Origin of the sequence: Mycoplasma haliaeeti, from assembly GCF_048284645.1 — a bacterium.
Classification (GTDB): domain Bacteria; phylum Bacillota_I; class Bacilli_A; order Mycoplasmatales; family Metamycoplasmataceae; genus Mycoplasmopsis.
Map to the genome: position 1 here is coordinate 1 of NZ_JBLWAB010000013.1, position 16,591 is coordinate 16,591.

A 16,591-nucleotide genomic window follows, 5' to 3' on the forward strand; every position below is an offset into this window, starting at 1 on the left:
CTCCACTTTTATTATACCTTAATAAAAGTGTTGCACTGGAGATTGCAATTAAGCCACCATTAGCTCCATGCTATGGTGTTTTTTGTAACAAAAAAGCTAGCTGATGCTAGCCTATTTTTGTAATAGCATTGCTATTTCTTCTTTGTAAATTGGACCTGTTTCTGGCACTGGAGTTTCTAGAATTATTGGAACATTGTCAAAATCAGGATCAAAGACAAATTTTTGTAATGTTTCTAGGCCAATAGTTCCTTTTCCAATGTTTGCATGTCTATCTTTATGAGAAGCAACTTCATTTTTAGAATCATTTAGGTGAATAACTTTGATGTGCTTTAAGATATCTCAATCCTTAAGTTCTTGTTTAAAGGCTTCATAGTCTTGAATATCATATCCAGCATCTCATACATGGCATGTATCCAAGCAAACTTGCAATCTTTCATTATCAACTCATTTTAGTACATGAGCTAATTGCTCAAAGTTGATACCTACTTCACTTCCTTTTCCTGACATAGTTTCTAGACATATAACAACATCTTTGCTACGAGCTAGTATTTCTTTTAAGGAATCAACTAAAGTATCTAATGCTTCTTCTACTGAATGTCCTACACTTGCTCCAGGGTGTAAAACTAAATATTTAAACCCTGCATAATTCATTCTTTCAATTTCTTGAACTAAAAAGTCTACTGCAAAGGCACTTTTATCTGGATTTGAAGGATTAACAATATATGGAGCATGTACCACTACATGTTCTTTTGTAATTAGTTTTTCGTATTGTGCTTCATATTGAGCAAGATTATATTTTTCAGGCTCTACTCTACGTACGTTTTGCGGAGCACCTAAATAAATCATCATTGTGTTTGCCCCATTATCAAGGGAAAATTGGCATGATTCTACTAAGTAGTTAGGTGCCTTAAAAGGCACATGAGATCCTATAAGTTTCATAATTTATCCCCTTTGTTTTGATCTGCTTGATCATTATTATTCTCGTCATTATTTTCAGTTTTTTCAACAGCTTTTTCTTGTGCATTAGCACTGGTTTTTTCTTTTACTTTTTTAATAGGTTTTACAATAATTTCTTTGGCATTAGCTTCAGCTAAAGCTTCTTTAACATCTTCTTTAATTTCACTTAATTTTTCTTTAGCTTTTACATGCACATTTTCATCATTATTCTTAAAATGTTTTTGCATTTCATTCAAGAATGACCCAGCAATAAGCCCTGATGGGATTGCGATAATTGCAATAGATACTAATGAGATAAATGTGACAATTCCTTTAGTTACTGGTGCATGTGGTACAAAATCACCATATCCTATTGTAGTTAAGGTAATTGTAGTAAAGTAAATAGCATTTCAAAAGTTAGTTGCATATCCATTTCCTAAGGATGCAATACTTGCTTGAAGATTTGCTGTAGCTAAATCATTAGTATTCTTTAGCTCTGTAAAGTATTTATAAATAGCTAAATTTAAATCATCACCTGTTTTATTAGCTAATGGAGCTAAAGAACTATTTTGTTGATATCAGTTATATAAAGCTGATCCTTTTAGCTCTCTTTGCGTTGCTATATATTGGATTTGTTGTGCGCGTAAGTAGTTAGCTTCATTATTTCAAATAATCAAAGCAAACAGAATAATCATAATAATGATTAAGATAAAAACATATGTAAGCACTCTTCTTTGTTGATTAAACACTTCAGCAATAATGTGAAATGGTGCAAATAATGTTAGTACAAAGAAGAAACGAATCATCTTAAAGATTGTAAGTGATTTAATATCACTAAAGAATTTTGCTGCTCCACTATCTTTATAGTTACCTTGTTGATTGGTTGGCAACATATATTCAATTGCATTAAATGATGCCAAAATACAAAACAGAATAATTATTCCTGTAAATGAAAAGATATATTTTAAACAAGCTTTTCACATTGGCAGTTTTAATTCTGGATAATGAATCCGATATGTAATCATATGCAATCCATAATCAATAATGAAGACAAAGAATGTAATAATTTGCATTGTAGCTAAGAAATGTCCTCAGCTAGTTAGCTTTTCTATCGGTACTTGAATTAGTGATAAAAAAGAAACAAAACATGCAAATGAGATTATTCCTGCATATAAATAAGTAATTAATTTAATCTTTTTCTTTTCTTTAGCTAGAGAACTTGGAATCTTAGAATTTGACCAAGTCATTAAAGAAATGATTTTTAAAATAGTATTTTTATTTTCTAAATTAAGTTTAATTGTTTCCATACATATATTTTATAAAAGTTTTAACTTTTATAAAATGCTACAAAATTCTTTACATTGAAACATTTTTGTGCTTTTAAGCCTATCAGATAGGGATAAAAGTTAAATAAAAATGCATCAATGATTGATGCATAAGATTATTATTAAGCAAGTGGTTCTCAAAGTTCAAGGTAAACTTTTGGATTTGTTTCTTTTAATAAAGCTTGGTCTACATATTTGCGATCTACAATTACTGAGAAATTGTATTCATCAAATCATGAATCAGACATTGAGTAAACCCCTTTATTTCCTGATTTATCACCTCAAGAGTTTTCTACTTTTCAAGCCACTGGTTTACCTTCATTAGTTTTAACACCAACAAAAGCCATTGCATGGTTTAATGAAGAGTTAAATAAATCAACTCTAGCAGCTTTATTTAAGTTATTTACAGGTGTAAATAATTCATCATATAAGTAAAGTTCTGGATCTAAAACACCTGATTTATTGTCTTTGAATGGATCAATATCACATCCAAATCAAACTGGTACATTGTCCTTTAAAGAGGCAATTACTGCTTCTTTAATTACATTTAAAGGAGCATTAACCATTGCAACTTCACTATCTTGATAAATTGAATTTTGATATTTAAGGATGTATTTTGTACCTGTTGGATATAAATCACGAGGGTCGTGAATTAGGTCTACTTTATTATCAAAATCACTTCCTACAAATCTATCAAAGAATTCTTTAGGTGTAACATTTTGAACTTTTTGATATTTATCATCCTTGTCCTTGTATTCATAAGTAAATACTTTAGGTGGACGTCCTAAACATTTTGCAACTATGTCATAGACTTCAAATAAAACTTCTTCTCTGTATTCATGCATAGCTTGTAGGCTTTTTCCTTGTTTATGCATTTGTTTTAAAGTGTTGTAAGCTTGTTTTAAATGTAAATCGATTTGTTCATTCATTTCATTAGTATTTCCTGATAGGAATGTTTCAGGCATAATGCTTTTTGGTACAGCACCATATTTTCTAAGTAATGAAGCAAATCATTCTCAGTAACCACCATCAGTTGCAGTTGAGTGTGCTATTAAGTGGTAAATTAATCTATCATTGGCATCTTTGTCAATGTTTTCAATTGCTAAATTAAGGAATGTATTAGCTTTTTCTAGTTTGTCATAAAAAGCAAAGTAGTTTTGAGAGAATTCAAATGTTTTAACATTAAGATTCTTCATAGCTGCGACTCTTGCCATGTTTAATGAAGCAAAAATTCAACATCTACCACTAGAATTTTGAGATGTAATATCACCAAGTGTAGTTTCTATATCAAAGACAAAGTCATGTTTAATTAGAACTTCATGGTTAATACATGTGTTTTTAATACCATTTTTAATTACTGCATTTTGAATTAATTTATTATTTTCTTTTGCATCAAATCTTTGAGCAAATTTATTTAATGTTTCTAATTTTAATTCCATTTTGTTCTCCTTTAAGTCTTTATATATGATACAGTTTTTTAATGAAATCAAGGTAATATTATGCTTTTTTTGTTATAAACAATTATGGTACAATAAAGATATGAATTTAACTAGAAAACAAGAACATTCAGAAGTCTATGAAACAGAAGGTGTAGCTTCAAGAGCACAATTTTATGCTGTTATGTTAGCTACTTTTATAGTAGGATTAATTGCTATGCTTTCAGTGGCTGCTGGATTTAGCGTGTGGTTTGGAACAGAATCATTCCAATCAATTGCTTATAACCATACTGGAGCACTAATTGCTACATTTGTAGTCCTATTTGTCCTTACATTTGTCATTACTCTTTTTATTCAAAAAATAAAAAGCAATTGATTTAAGCTATTAGTCTTCCCAATTGTCATTGTCTTTTATGGAATTGCTATTGGATTTGCCTTTTATGCTTACTTTATAGTGAAATATAATACAAATGAAATTTCATTAAATCAAATTCCACAAATGATTGGAATTATGTTAATTCCTGCTGGAGTTATGATTGTAGCTGCTATTTTAGGATTATTTAATCTTATTAATATCAGAGCATTGGGAATCTTTTCAGGTTTCTTATTTGTTGCTTTTATAATCACATTTATAGTTTCATTCTTTGTCTTTAAAGCTGATTGATATGCTATTGTAATTGCAACAGCTTTAATTTCAATTAACATGATTATTCAATGATGACAAATTCGTAATACTGCAGATATGGCTCAATACATGGGTACTAAAGACATGTGATCTCAAGCAATTATTTCAGGAGTTATGTTATTTATTTCTTATGCACAATTGCTATGATACATTATTAGTTTAATGACAGGAAGCAGAAGAAATTAAAAAACTAGCTATGCTAGAATGAGTTGGTTACAAACCAACTTTTTTTCTGCTTTAGCTAGTTAATCTTAAAGTTCTTTACCTGTAACACGGTTACGTTGTAAATCTATTTCAATAATTTCAGCTTTTAAAATCATTCCTGGATAGTATTGATCAAAGATACTATTACCAGCTTCTAATTTTAAATTGCTTACATGAATAAATAAGCTTTGCTTAATTCCAATATACATGAATACACCAAAATCAGTAATATTTTCTACAGTTCCAGATACTACTGAGCCTACCTGCAAGTCTTCAACGTTTGTAATGCTGTCTTTTAAAATAAATCCTTGCTTATTATCTAAAATCTTTTTAGTTGGTGTAGATAATGCTTGCAAAATAAGCTCAATTGAATATTTATCTGAGCCATATTCTTGAACTAATTTATCTACCTGCAAGGCAGAAACGTCAATTCCATTATCATTTGGACTTAAGTTATAATCTCTAATAATAGCTTGAGCTAATGGATATGATTCAGGGTGAATAATTGTTTTATCCAAGAAATTATCTGAACTAAAGATTCTTAAGAATCCAATACATTGTTCAAAGGTTTTTTCCCCAATCCCTTTGATATTTTTAAGTTCAAATCTAGAGTTAAAACTTTTATCAGCTTTATTATTACGATATTCAACTATATTTTCAGCATTCTTAGGGCTAAGCCCTGCAATAAAGGTTAAGATATGTTTAGTTGCTGTGTTTAAATCAACTCCAACCTCATTAACTACCTTTTGTACCTTGAAATCTAGATAGTGTTCTAGTTCTTTTTGGTTGACATCATGTTGATATTGACCAACACCAATTGATTTAGGATCAATTTTAACTAGTTCGTTAAGTGGGTCTAAGAACTTACGTCCAATATTTATTGCACTACGTTCTTCAACATGTAAGTTAGGAAATTCTTCAATTGCTAATTTAGAGGCTGAATAAACACTGGCTCCTACTTCAGAAACAATCGCATATTTAATATTTAAGTTGTTTTTCTTAATTAAGTTAGCAATAAAAGCCTCAGTTTCACGTGATGCAGTCCCATTTCCAATTACTACAATATCAATATTGTGTTTACGAATCATGTCTAATGTAATTTTAGCTGCCTCTGCTGTTCTTTCTTGAGGTTTATTTGGGAAAATCTTAATAATTTCTAAAACGTCTCCATTTTCGTTTAAAGCAGCAAGTTTACATCCATTAACAAAGGCTGGGTCAATAGCTAAAATATTATGTCCTGAAATTGCAGGTGCAAGTAACAACTTTTCAATAGAGTTGGCAAAGATTTGAATACTTGAAGCTTCTGCTTTAGCAAAAAGATCTGAAAAAATCTCTCTTTCAACACTTGGTAAAATAAGACGTTTTAAACTATCTTTAACAGCTTCAAGGATATTATTTTTATTATTTCTAGTCTTGTCAACTTTCTTAAGTACAATAGTTTCAAGAAAACTTTCATTATAAGTAAAGCTTAAACGCAAGATGCCAAGTTTTTCTCCCCGGTTAATAGCTAGTACATTGTGATTCTTAATGTATTTTACAGGTATTGTATAGTCATAGTAGTTCTTAAATTTTAAGCCTTCATCTTCTACTTTAGGATTTTGCTTAGTTACTATACTTCCAAATTTAATAATATCTGCCTTAATTTTTTCTCTAATTTCAAAGTCTTGTGAAATTCATTGCGCTATGATGTAATTAGCTTGTTCCAAGGCAAATTCAACTGAAGTAACTTCCGAACTAAGATATTTTTTAGCTTCAATTTTAGGATCAAAATTAGGTGATTTATTTTCAAAAATTCTTTTAGCCAAAGGTTCAAGGCCTAATGCAATGGCTTTAGAAGCTTTAGTTACTTTTCCAACTTTAAATGGTTCATATAAAGCTTCTAAATCACTTTTAACACTTGTAGCAAGTATTTTTGCTTCCAGTTCATCAGTTAATAAATCCTTTTCTTTTAAGATTTTTATAATTGCACTTTGTCTTTCAAGTAATTCATTTTTATATTTAAATAAAGCTTCAATCCGATAAATTTGTTCTTCATCTAGTCCACCAGTTTTATCTTTTCTATAACGAGAAATGAAAGGCACTGTAGCACCTTCTGAGAGCATTTCTAGCACAATATTAACTTGTTTGGTATCAATATTTAATTCTTGTGCAACTAGTTTAATTGCTTGTGTATCCATATATCCTCCTAGATATAAAAATCATACATATATTATGAATATATGTATGATATATTTTTATTTTTTGTTATTTAATTCTTTATTTGGAGTTGTCATCATTTGAGATCTATAGTTTTTAAATCCAATAATTTTTGCAACTAATGGGTTAACAAATTTTTGTGTTGAGCCTTGTACTAATAAGTAGAATACAGGAGATAAAACATCACCAAGTACCATAGCAATAGTTCCATAAACAATTGAATCTCATAATATGTGGCTATCTTTTACTGATTGAATAGAACTTAATCCAACTTTACCATCAACAATAATATGAGCTGGGTCAAATCCTAAGTTCTTGTAGCTAGCTAATTGTTTTCCAGTAATAGCTACAAAGTTATCAGAATGTCCTTCAAATAATAAGATAGGGAATTGTTGTGCTAACCCTCTAGCTGGGTTAATTGCAGCAGATCCACCTAATAATCCCATTCAAACACTTAATGAGATAACAAACATAATTAATAAGTCACGGTACTTATTGTTAATGTTTGGTGAAAAAATTGGGAAAAGTAGAATTGCAGTCATTACTAACTCAACAAAGAAAATTCAAACAGAACCAGCTGCTAAGACTTGTTCTTTAGAGCAGTTGGTGTAGTCTAAAAATGATTTAGAAGCTGCATTTATTGCTGTAATAGGCGCGTTTGAAATATATCCATGAGGTGCTGAAGCTTTACCAAGTCCATAAATAATAGCACCAGCTGCAATAGCACCTAGGGTTTGAATAAAAATTTTGTATGAAGCGTATCATCCATTGTTACGCCCATTTAAATAACGATAAATTGTAACTGAAGGGTTTAAGTCACAACTTCAACGTAAGAATAAGAATAAACAAATTCCTACAACAATAAATCCTGCATAGAATCCAACGATAATTGGGTGAAGTAAGTATTCTTCAGCAGGCTTACCTGATGCAGTGTAAATAGATACACCAGCAAGTCCAAGTGAAATAAGAATTGTTCCAAAGAACTCTGCAAGTCCATGTACAATTCAAGTACGAACGTCAGCAGGCTTTTCAGCGTCCCCACGTTCGGTTGCTTTTAGTTTAAAAAAGCTGAATAAATCTTTAAAGAAATCTAAAACTTTTACAGCAGGTTTCTTTTTAGTATTTGCTGAATTAGTTTGATCGACAGCGATTACTTTATTATCCATTTTGTATTTTTCCGTTCTCTAGTACTTTGAGAGCTTTAGAGAAGTCTCCTTTTTCTGCGTTGTCAGCATTTTCAAGTGTTGCCAATGCAATTTGGCTTAATGCTAAGTCTGTTAAGTAAGCTTGGTGAGAAGTAATTAAAACATTATCCATTTCAATTAGTTCTTTTCATTCTGGGTCCATAGCTTTTAGTTCAGTTATACGTGCTGAAACGTCTTCGTAAAATCTACCTTCTTCTCTTTCAAGAACGTCAGTAGCAAATCCACGAACTTTTCCTGATTTAAGACCTTTTATCATTGCTTTTAGATCAACAATTTCTCCTCTAGCTGTATTTACTACAATAACACCATCTTTCATTGTGTTAATAGCTGCATCATCAATCAAGTATCTTGTTGATGGTAGTAAAGGACAGTGAATTGAAATGAAATCACTTTGTTGTAATAATTCAGTTAATGAAACGAATTCAAAACCAAATTGTTCAGCAAGTTGTGGGAAGTTATCTCTAGCAAAGGCATCAAATACTAACACTCTAGCACCTGTAGCTCTTGCAATTTTGATAAATGTTTGGCCAATTTTACCTGAACCAATAACTCCGATAGTTGAGTTACCAATGCATTTACCATCAAGTCCATTTAATGAGAAGTTGTATTTTTGCACTCTTGAGTTAGCAATTAGTAAATTTCTGTTTAATGCAGACATTCCTGCAAAAGCAAATTCACCAATACTTTCAGCTGAGTAGTTAAATATTCTAAATACTTCTATTCCTAGCTCATTGGCTTTAGCAACATCAATTTTGTTGTATCCCATTGATCTTTGGAATCAGTATTTAACTCCCATTTTTGCAAGTACTTCTAAGATAACTTTATCTCCGTATGTATTTACAAATCCACAAACTGCATCATAACCTTGAGCTAATTTAACTGTGTCTAGGTTAAGGTTTTCTTTAAAAAATGTAATTTCATGTCTTCCATTGTTGTATTTTTCAAATGACTTTACATCATAGTCTTTAGAATCAAAGAAAGCTATTTTCATATTTTCTCCTACGATAATATTAATAAGTTTATTTTGTGTATATTATATTATTTTAGATTAAAATAGAAAACATTTAAGATGCCTATATTTAAGGCATAAAAGTTTTAAAAAGCCCATTTTTTCCACTTTTTGTTCATTTTGCTAAAAAATAATTTATATAGTGGAGGTAAATATGAATGATTTATTATTTTATGCATCAAATAAGTATAAAGGAGACTCCTTTTTAATCTTTAGAGAAGTGAAAAATTTTAAACACATTAGTCGAAAACAACTACTAGAATGAAAACAATTATATGATGATTTTGGAGCCCAATATTATACGATATTGGACGAGAACTATCCAGCAGATTTTAATGTATTGCGTTATCCACCATATGTTCTATACTTTAAGGGAAATGAAAAATTACTTAATTATAAACATCGCTTCTATCTAATTAATGAAATCAATAACCCTACGACACAGGCTTATTTGGAAGAAAATATCAACACTTTAGTTCACAATTGCGTACTAATTACTAATGATTATGAATCTGAACATCATCTAATTAATCTCTATCGTGAAAATAATGGTAAGATAATTCACATTTTAAAGGAAGGACTAGACAAAGTTAATTATCGTGAAGCTAATTTAAATAATGAACTCTTTTTAACTCAATATCCTTTAGGAGTGCATCCGAAGAGACATTACTTTAAAGAAGCTAATATTATTGCTTCAATTATTTCTACCCAGTTAATTGCTTTTTCATTAACTGCTGATTCTAAAGCCTTTAATTTGATTAATTATTTCAATGATATTGGTAAGGAAATTAATTGTTTTCCAAGTAGTCAGCCAAATGATGGTAATGATGTTTTAATCAAAAGTGGTGCAAACTATATTACTAAAATTACTGAATGTGTTTAAGTAAAGAAAAATGTGCTCTTAGGGGGCACATTTTATAATATATTAATTTTGTTTTTCAGGGTATACTGAAACATACTTTCTGTTTCTTCTGCTTTCGTATTTTACATAACCATCGATTTTTGTAAATAAAGTATCGTCTCCACCACGACCAACATTTTGTCCAGGGAAGATTTTTGTCCCTCTTTGACGATAAATGATTGATCCTGCTGTTGCGAATTGTCCATCACCTAACTTAGCACCTAGACGTTTTGAGTGTGAATCACGCCCGTTACGAGTAGATCCACCGGCTTTCGTATGTGCCATAGTCTAATTAACCTGCAATTCCTGTGATTTTAACACGTGTATATGGTTGACGATGTCCAAGTTTTCTCTTGTGAGTAGATTTCGCATTGTGACGATAAACAACGATTTTCTTCGCTTTACCTTGTTTTTCGATAGTTCCTGTTACGACTGCACCTTCTAAGTATGGTCTACCAATTTTGTCATCAACAAGTAAAACTTTATCAAATTTTACTTCTGAGTTTTCTTCACCTTCGATTTTTTCGATGAAGATTGTTTGACCTTCTTTAACTAAAAGTTGTTTCCCACCTGTTTCGATAATTGCTAACATGCAATACCTCCAAAATAGTGGCTCGTCTTTAAGGTGGCAAATGCACTTTATGAACCTTTTCAGTACGGTTACTTGAAGTAACATGCATATTATACCCTCTTTACAAAAAATAAAAAGTTAAAATAGTATGTAATTTTCTAGTATTTTTGGAGCATTTTTTTCATTATTATCTCATTTATATTCTGCGTCTTTTGTCTTATATGAGCCAGTTGTAGACTTAAAAGATTTAAATAGACTAACAAATTGTGAGATTACGCCAATACTTGTAGCAACTATTGAAAGAACACCAGTTATTCCCATTCCGGGTGTAACGTTACTAAGTTGCTTAGTTTGCACTTTTTCAAGCTCATTTAGTTTCATATCTGCCTCCTTTCACTATATAAATTATTTTTCTTTTCAAATGGACAAAAAAAGAACAATAGCATACTATTGTTCCACGAATTCTGTATTAAATGATCCATTAACATTACGAACCGATAAGGTTGAGATTCAAATATTTGGATCAACTAGTTTTAAGTCATCAATAATGTTTTTTGTTTCAAGTAATAAAGCAACAGTTTCAATTTTGTATGAATATTTACCTGTGTATCCAGATTTAAATCTAACTAATCTATAACTGTGTCAGTAGTTAATAAGTTTGAAGTAGGCAATCACTTTTTCAGGTTCAGTTGAAATAATGGTCAATTTAACTTTCTTATATTTAGGATATAAGATACTTACTACAAAGTTAGTTACAAGTAAGTATGCAAATGTTGAAAGTTCTCTCATTCCAAAGATTTCGCCATTTACATTAGGTCTTACAAAACCATAAATTACTAAGAATGTGCAAGCTGTAAAGAAAGCAACTGTAGCTAGTATTCCACCAACGCTTTTCTTGTATTTAGTTGAAAAGAAGTAAGCTACAATATCGGTTCCACCAGTAGACCCTCCTGCTTTTCATGATAATGCAATTCCAACACCAATAAAGGCAGCTCCAATGCATCCATAAAGTAGGATTGGTCATGTTTGACCATCAGCATATCACACAAGTTGATTAGTTTGTTCTAAGGTTAGAGTTTTAATTGCATCCATTGGAATGGCTGAAGTAAATTCTTTTCTATTTTCTAAATAATCAAAAACTTGATTTAAAGGTGCTTCTGCTCATTTGGTTTTATCATACAAATCACCATCTTCAATTACTCTAAATTCTCTAAGATCTGGATTATAAATTAATTTGTAATCATTAAAATCGTTGTGCACAAAGTTGATTTTTTCAAATAAGAAAACATGCACTTCGTGTTGAGTAAAGATAAAGTTAGTCACTTGTAAAAATAACATAAAAATTAATGTATAAACTAAGAAACTACGTTTTACTTTACGTCAAAAGATTAAAAATAACGGAAGGTTGCAAGCAAAATAAATTAAAGCGAAATATGAACGTAAAAATGGGAATAAATATTGCAAGATGGTAGGGATACCGGTAATACCAGAAGGTATGGTATCTGATTTAGCTAAGAAGATATGAATCCCAAAGTTAAAGACAAAGGCAGCTCAAAATAGTAAAAAGATTTTGAATCAATATCTTTGTATAAATTCCTTAAAGGTCAGTCTCTTAGTGTTTTTGGTATTATTTAGTAAATATTTACCCATCTTGTATTTTAAGAATTCTTCTTCACAAATAACTTTTTCAGTGCTAATTAATGAGTTAGCATCAGACTGAACTGGATAATAGTCATTAGTCACTTTCTTATTTACCATTTCTTTTCAGATTTTTCTTCTAACTTTGTCATTAGAAGTTGGATACTTAAATTTGTGTTTATTTTCACTCGAATTTGTTTGCTTCATCATTGCTTAATTTTACAACATTTTATAAAGAAAAATCATAGTTTTTATAACTATGATTTAGGATTTTCTGTTTTTTCTTTCTTTTCTTTGACAATTTCCATGATAGTTGTCACAACAATTGTACACATGATAAGAATAACTCCAATAAAGACTGTAATGTCAGCAAAATTGAAGGTTCCTTTGTCTAATCAAGGCACAAAGAATTCATCTTTTACATATCCACTAAAAGCAACTCTATCTGTAGCATTCCCTAAATCCCCAGCTAGTAAGATACCAAAGAAGGCACAATATAATAAAGAAAGCTTAGAAGGGTATAGAGGTACTAGTAAAATTGCAATTGCTATAATAAAGCTGACTACTTGAATAAAGGCAATATTGTTCGTGCTTAGGAAAGTAACACCTTTATGTCAAATACTTCTAATTCCAAAAACTCCCGCATAATTAATTTGTTGACTGCTATCAGGGAAAATAGCTTCAGGATTAACGTTGACAATTGTTCCGCCATTTAAGGTTCAAGTACTTTTGCCAGCTGCTTCCATAGCATTTACATCTACGTGATAGAATAACAGAGTTTTGGTTACTTGATCAATAGCATAAAAGATAAAGAAGGCACATAGCATAATTACATAGCCTGCAATTACTTTTTTCCAGTTGCTTTTAAAGTATTTTTTATAATTTATTCAATGTGTTTTAACTTTACTCATAGTATTATTCTACTATTTTGGAAATTATTTCAAAACAAAGAGGACATAAGTCGTCATGCATTTCTTCTATTAAGAAGTGGTTTCAACATCTTGCACATTTAACTGAGTCAAATGTTTCAAGTTTAAGTTCACTTCCAGAAACTACTTTTCCAACCATTAATAAGGTTCTTAAATCTAATGAATTAATAAAGTCTGATTGTGGTGGTAATACTAAAGCCACTTCGTTTGAGCGCTTAATTAAACCATTCTTTGTAGCTTCATCGATTAAGACATTAACTTTGCTACGTAATTCAAAGAATTCATTAAATTGGTCTAATACTTCTTGGTTAACGCTAAAGTCTTTATCATAACCTTCAAACATAATTGATTCATATTTATTAACTTTATTAAAGTGCATATAAGCTTCTTCAATTGTAGTTGGTAAAATAGGTGCAAGCGCCATAAGTAAGAAATCTAAGATTTCATATAAGTTAGCAAGAACCATAAGTCTTTCAGCATTATTAAATTCTCTAATGTAAAGAATATCTTTAGTTACTGAAAGGTAGAAAGAGGATAGATCAACAATATAATTGTTGATTAATTTAATTACGTTAATGAATTTATATTCATCATAAGCTGCAAATACATCAGCTTTTAATTTATTTAATTGTTCCTTAATGAATAAATGAATACCAGTTCTTTGAGTATTTGCTTGGTATTGATATCCATCTAAGTTACCTAATATAAATTTAATTGTGTTACGGATCTTACGATAGATCTCTGTGTTTTGATCTAATATTTCATTAGAAATTGTTACATCATTTGTATATTCACTATTAGCTACTCAAAGACGTAAAATGTCAGCTCCACGTTTTTGGATTACATCAACAGGCGCAACTATGTTACCTTTTGATTTAGACATTTTTTCACCTTTTCCATCAAGCACGAAACCATGAGAAATTAAATTACGATAAGGTGCTAGGCCTTTATAAGCTACAGAAGTAATAATTGAAGAGTTAAATCAACCTCTGTATTGGTCAATACCTTCAAGATAAAGGTCATATGGTGAAGATACATTATTAGCAATATTAACAGCTACTGAAGAAACTCCAGAGTCAAATCAAACATCCATAATATCCATTTCACGTGTGAAGTTTTTACCTTGATATTTAGGTAATAATAAAGCTTCAGTATCTCATTCTCATCAAATATCACTACCATGTTGTCTTACAAGGTTTATTACATGATCAAATTGTTCTTTATCAACTATAGCTTCACCATTTGCATCATAAAAAATAATTAATGGTAAACCTCAAGTTCTTTGACGTGAGATAGTTCAATCATGTCTATTTTCAATCATTTGGAATAATCTACGTTTAGCTCAATCTGGGTATGTATTTACACCTGTATCTATTTGTTCTAAGATTTGATTTCTGATTTTATCAATAGAAACAAACCATTGTGGTGTACCTCTAAAGATAATTGGTTGGTGTGTTCTTCAATCGTGTGGATATGAGTGTTTTACTCATTGGAAATGAATTAAATCATCACCTAAGAATTCAGAAATTTCTTTATTAGCATCTGCATAGAATTTACCATCAAATTGTGTATTAGTATTTTCAATGTATCCTTTATCTGAAACGTGCATAATGTTTTCTAGATTGTTCTTAAGTCCAATCATGAAGTCATCTTCCCCAAACATCGGAGCAATATGCACAATACCAGTTCCTGATTCATTTGTAACATGGTGTCCAATAACTGCAGGAGCTAATTTACGTAAAATAGGAGTTAAATATTCAATCTTACTATTTTCAATTTCTTGTCCATAGAATGAAGTTAAAATTGTGCTTTCTCATCCAATTCTATCCATGAAGTCTTGATATAAGTCTTTTGCCATTACATATCTTTGACCATCGTGACTAAAGACAACATATTCAATATCTCTTCCTAAAGCTACCCCAGCATTAGCAATTAATGTTCAAGGTGTAGTTGTTCAAACAATAAAGCTATCTCCAGGTAAAATTTTATTAAAATCAGAGTTTTGAACATGCATTTTAACATAGATTGAAGGGCTTTTGACATCTTGATATTCAACTTCAGCTTCTGCTAAAGCACTTTGAGATGAAGGTGATCAGTAAATTGGTTTTAGGCCTTTGTAAACTAATCCATCAAGCATCATTTTAGCAAATACTTCTAATTGCTTTGCTTCATATTCAGGTGCTAATGTTACATAGATCTTTTCAAAGTCTGCAAACATTTGTAATTGAATAAATTGAGCCTTTTGTCTTTCAACTTGACTTAATGCATAGGCATGAGCTTTTTTACGCAATGTAACTGGGTCTAATTCGTCTTTAGACACATTCATTTCTTGTAACATTTTGTGTTCAATTGGTAATCCATGAGTATCTCATCCAGGTACATATGGTGAATAGAAACCACTTAAGGTTTTATATCTAACAATAAAATCTTTTAGAATCTTATTTAAAGCATGACCTACGTGTATATCACCATTAGCATAAGGTGGACCATCGTGTAAGATGAATTGTGGATCATTTTTGTGTAATTCTAAAACTTTTTTATAAACTTGGTTTTTAAGTAATTGTTCTCTAAAAAGAGGTTCTTTAGTAGTTAAATTAGCTCTCATTTCAAATGCTGTATTTGGCATATTGAGCGTTTTTTTGTAATCCATTTTATATCCTTTCATTGTGAAAATTTATTAAAAATAAAAATTCCTCTATTTCATTAACAGTTATTTGCTAACAAAATAGAGGAATTTTGGTGGTGGCCTCGGCAGGAATCGAACCAGCGACACACAGAGCTTCAATCTGTTGCTCTACCAACTGAGCTACAAGGCCAATATGGCGGTCCAGACGGGAATTGAACCCGCGATCTCCTCCGTGACAGGGAGGCGTATTAAACCACTTTACCACTGGACCATGGTTGCAGAGGAAAGAATTGAACTTTCGACCTTCGGGTTATGAGCCCGACGAGCTTCCACTGCTCCACTCTGCTATAACTTTATACTATTTAAGTTGGCGGGTGATGAGGGATTCGAACCCCCGCGGGCCGTGAAGCCCCTGCTAGTTTTCAAGACTAGTCCCTTCAGCCAGACTTGGGTAATCACCCTTGGTGGACCCAACAGGACTCGAACCTGTAACCGACCGGTTATGAGCCGGTTGCTCTAACCATTGAGCTATAGGTCCGACTGTTAGTCAGTTTTAAATAGTATAAAAATGGTAGCACCGATGAGATTCGAACTCATGACCTTCCGGGTATGAACCGGATGCTCTAACCAACTGAGCTACAGTGCCATAAATGGTGGAGAGTATGGGATTCGAACCCACCACCTCCTGCGTGCAAGGCAGGCGCTCTAGCCAAATGAGCTAACCCCCCATAAATGGTGAAGAAGACAGGATTTGAACCTGCGACCACTACAGCCCAAATGTAGTGCTCTACCAAACTGAGCTACTTCTCCAAGAACTGCGTTTATATTATACTATAACTTTTTTTAGTTCCAAAAAATTTTTTAATGTTCTTTGGAAACTGAATAGTAATTAAATAATTCATTAAAATGTCTGAATACATTAACTTTTAA

At 31.1% G+C, this 16,591-nt stretch carries 14 protein-coding genes and 8 tRNA genes; 2 read left to right on the plus strand and 20 right to left on the minus strand.

Annotated elements, in window-relative coordinates:
- Positions 1-111 precede the first annotated feature (111 nt).
- The 3 genes from ACNQ2T_RS03175 to ACNQ2T_RS03185 all read right to left on the minus strand — a co-directional run bounded on the left by ACNQ2T_RS03175 (position 112) and on the right by ACNQ2T_RS03185 (position 3,700).
- Positions 112-939 (minus strand): deoxyribonuclease IV, encoded by an 828-nt coding sequence (locus ACNQ2T_RS03175; RefSeq protein WP_418019762.1) that lies wholly within the window; start codon positions 937-939, stop codon positions 112-114.
- Entirely contained in the window at positions 927-2,243 is a 1,317-nt protein-coding gene (locus ACNQ2T_RS03180) for a potassium channel family protein (RefSeq protein WP_418035977.1), read from the minus strand. Before ACNQ2T_RS03180 ends, ACNQ2T_RS03175 begins: the two co-directional genes overlap by 13 nt.
- A gap of 140 nt (positions 2,244-2,383) precedes the next feature.
- On the minus strand, positions 2,384-3,700 hold the full coding sequence (locus ACNQ2T_RS03185; protein ID WP_418035979.1) for a C1 family peptidase: 1,317 nt from the start codon (positions 3,698-3,700) through the stop codon (positions 2,384-2,386).
- A 100-nt stretch (positions 3,701-3,800) separates the two neighbouring features.
- Here ACNQ2T_RS03185 and ACNQ2T_RS03190 point away from each other — a divergent pair, with 100 nt between their 5' ends.
- Positions 3,801-4,568 (plus strand): MAG0110 family membrane protein, encoded by a 768-nt coding sequence (locus tag ACNQ2T_RS03190; protein WP_418035981.1) that lies wholly within the window; start codon positions 3,801-3,803, stop codon positions 4,566-4,568.
- A gap of 65 nt (positions 4,569-4,633) precedes the next feature.
- Here the strand turns inward: ACNQ2T_RS03190 and ACNQ2T_RS03195 are convergent, their stop codons facing one another.
- From ACNQ2T_RS03195 to ACNQ2T_RS03205, 3 genes are read right to left on the minus strand one after another with little or no spacing between them, the layout of a single operon-like run.
- Positions 4,634-6,763, minus strand: coding sequence for a Tex-like N-terminal domain-containing protein (locus tag ACNQ2T_RS03195; RefSeq protein ID WP_418035983.1), 2,130 nt, complete (start codon positions 6,761-6,763; stop codon positions 4,634-4,636).
- Positions 6,764-6,820: 57 nt separating this feature from the next.
- On the minus strand, positions 6,821-7,948 hold the full coding sequence (locus ACNQ2T_RS03200; protein WP_418019765.1) for an aquaporin: 1,128 nt from the start codon (positions 7,946-7,948) through the stop codon (positions 6,821-6,823).
- A complete protein-coding gene (locus tag ACNQ2T_RS03205; RefSeq protein ID WP_418006397.1) occupies positions 7,941-8,978 on the minus strand; it encodes an NAD(P)-dependent oxidoreductase in 1,038 nt (345 codons plus the stop codon). The genes ACNQ2T_RS03200 and ACNQ2T_RS03205 overlap by 8 nt, the downstream gene beginning before the upstream one ends.
- A gap of 172 nt (positions 8,979-9,150) precedes the next feature.
- Here ACNQ2T_RS03205 and ACNQ2T_RS03210 point away from each other — a divergent pair, with 172 nt between their 5' ends.
- Positions 9,151-9,879, plus strand: coding sequence for a DNA-processing protein DprA (locus ACNQ2T_RS03210; protein ID WP_418018029.1), 729 nt, complete (start codon positions 9,151-9,153; stop codon positions 9,877-9,879).
- Positions 9,880-9,921: 42 nt separating this feature from the next.
- Here the strand turns inward: ACNQ2T_RS03210 and rpmA are convergent, their stop codons facing one another.
- The 14 genes from rpmA to ACNQ2T_RS03280 form a co-directional block, all read right to left on the minus strand.
- Positions 9,922-10,182 (minus strand): 50S ribosomal protein L27, encoded by a 261-nt coding sequence (gene rpmA / locus ACNQ2T_RS03215; protein ID WP_416738506.1) that lies wholly within the window; start codon positions 10,180-10,182, stop codon positions 9,922-9,924.
- A 7-nt stretch (positions 10,183-10,189) separates the two neighbouring features.
- Positions 10,190-10,489, minus strand: a complete 300-nt coding sequence (rplU, locus tag ACNQ2T_RS03220) for a 50S ribosomal protein L21 (protein WP_416738507.1) — start codon at positions 10,487-10,489, stop codon at positions 10,190-10,192.
- Positions 10,490-10,606: 117 nt separating this feature from the next.
- Positions 10,607-10,849 (minus strand): hypothetical protein, encoded by a 243-nt coding sequence (locus ACNQ2T_RS03225; RefSeq protein ID WP_416755380.1) that lies wholly within the window; start codon positions 10,847-10,849, stop codon positions 10,607-10,609.
- A 66-nt stretch (positions 10,850-10,915) separates the two neighbouring features.
- Positions 10,916-12,316, minus strand: a complete 1,401-nt coding sequence (locus tag ACNQ2T_RS03230) for a YitT family protein (RefSeq protein ID WP_416755381.1) — start codon at positions 12,314-12,316, stop codon at positions 10,916-10,918.
- Positions 12,317-12,363: 47 nt separating this feature from the next.
- A complete protein-coding gene (locus tag ACNQ2T_RS03235; protein WP_418006401.1) occupies positions 12,364-13,017 on the minus strand; it encodes a signal peptidase II in 654 nt (217 codons plus the stop codon).
- Between the two features lie 4 nt (positions 13,018-13,021).
- Complete coding sequence (gene ileS / locus ACNQ2T_RS03240) at positions 13,022-15,685, minus strand: isoleucine--tRNA ligase (protein ID WP_418035986.1); 2,664 nt, start codon at positions 15,683-15,685, stop codon at positions 13,022-13,024.
- Between the two features lie 90 nt (positions 15,686-15,775).
- A tRNA-Phe gene (locus tag ACNQ2T_RS03245) sits at positions 15,776-15,851 on the minus strand.
- Between the two features lie 4 nt (positions 15,852-15,855).
- Positions 15,856-15,932: transfer RNA gene (locus ACNQ2T_RS03250), tRNA-Asp, on the minus strand.
- 1 nt (position 15,933) lies between these two features.
- Positions 15,934-16,008: transfer RNA gene (locus ACNQ2T_RS03255), tRNA-Met, on the minus strand.
- Between the two features lie 21 nt (positions 16,009-16,029).
- Positions 16,030-16,122 (minus strand) — tRNA-Ser (locus ACNQ2T_RS03260).
- Between the two features lies 1 nt (position 16,123).
- A tRNA-Ile gene (locus ACNQ2T_RS03265) sits at positions 16,124-16,199 on the minus strand.
- 31 nt (positions 16,200-16,230) lie between these two features.
- A tRNA-Met gene (locus tag ACNQ2T_RS03270) sits at positions 16,231-16,307 on the minus strand.
- Between the two features lie 5 nt (positions 16,308-16,312).
- Positions 16,313-16,389: transfer RNA gene (locus tag ACNQ2T_RS03275), tRNA-Ala, on the minus strand.
- Between the two features lie 5 nt (positions 16,390-16,394).
- Positions 16,395-16,471: transfer RNA gene (locus tag ACNQ2T_RS03280), tRNA-Pro, on the minus strand.
- Positions 16,472-16,591 lie beyond the last annotated feature (120 nt).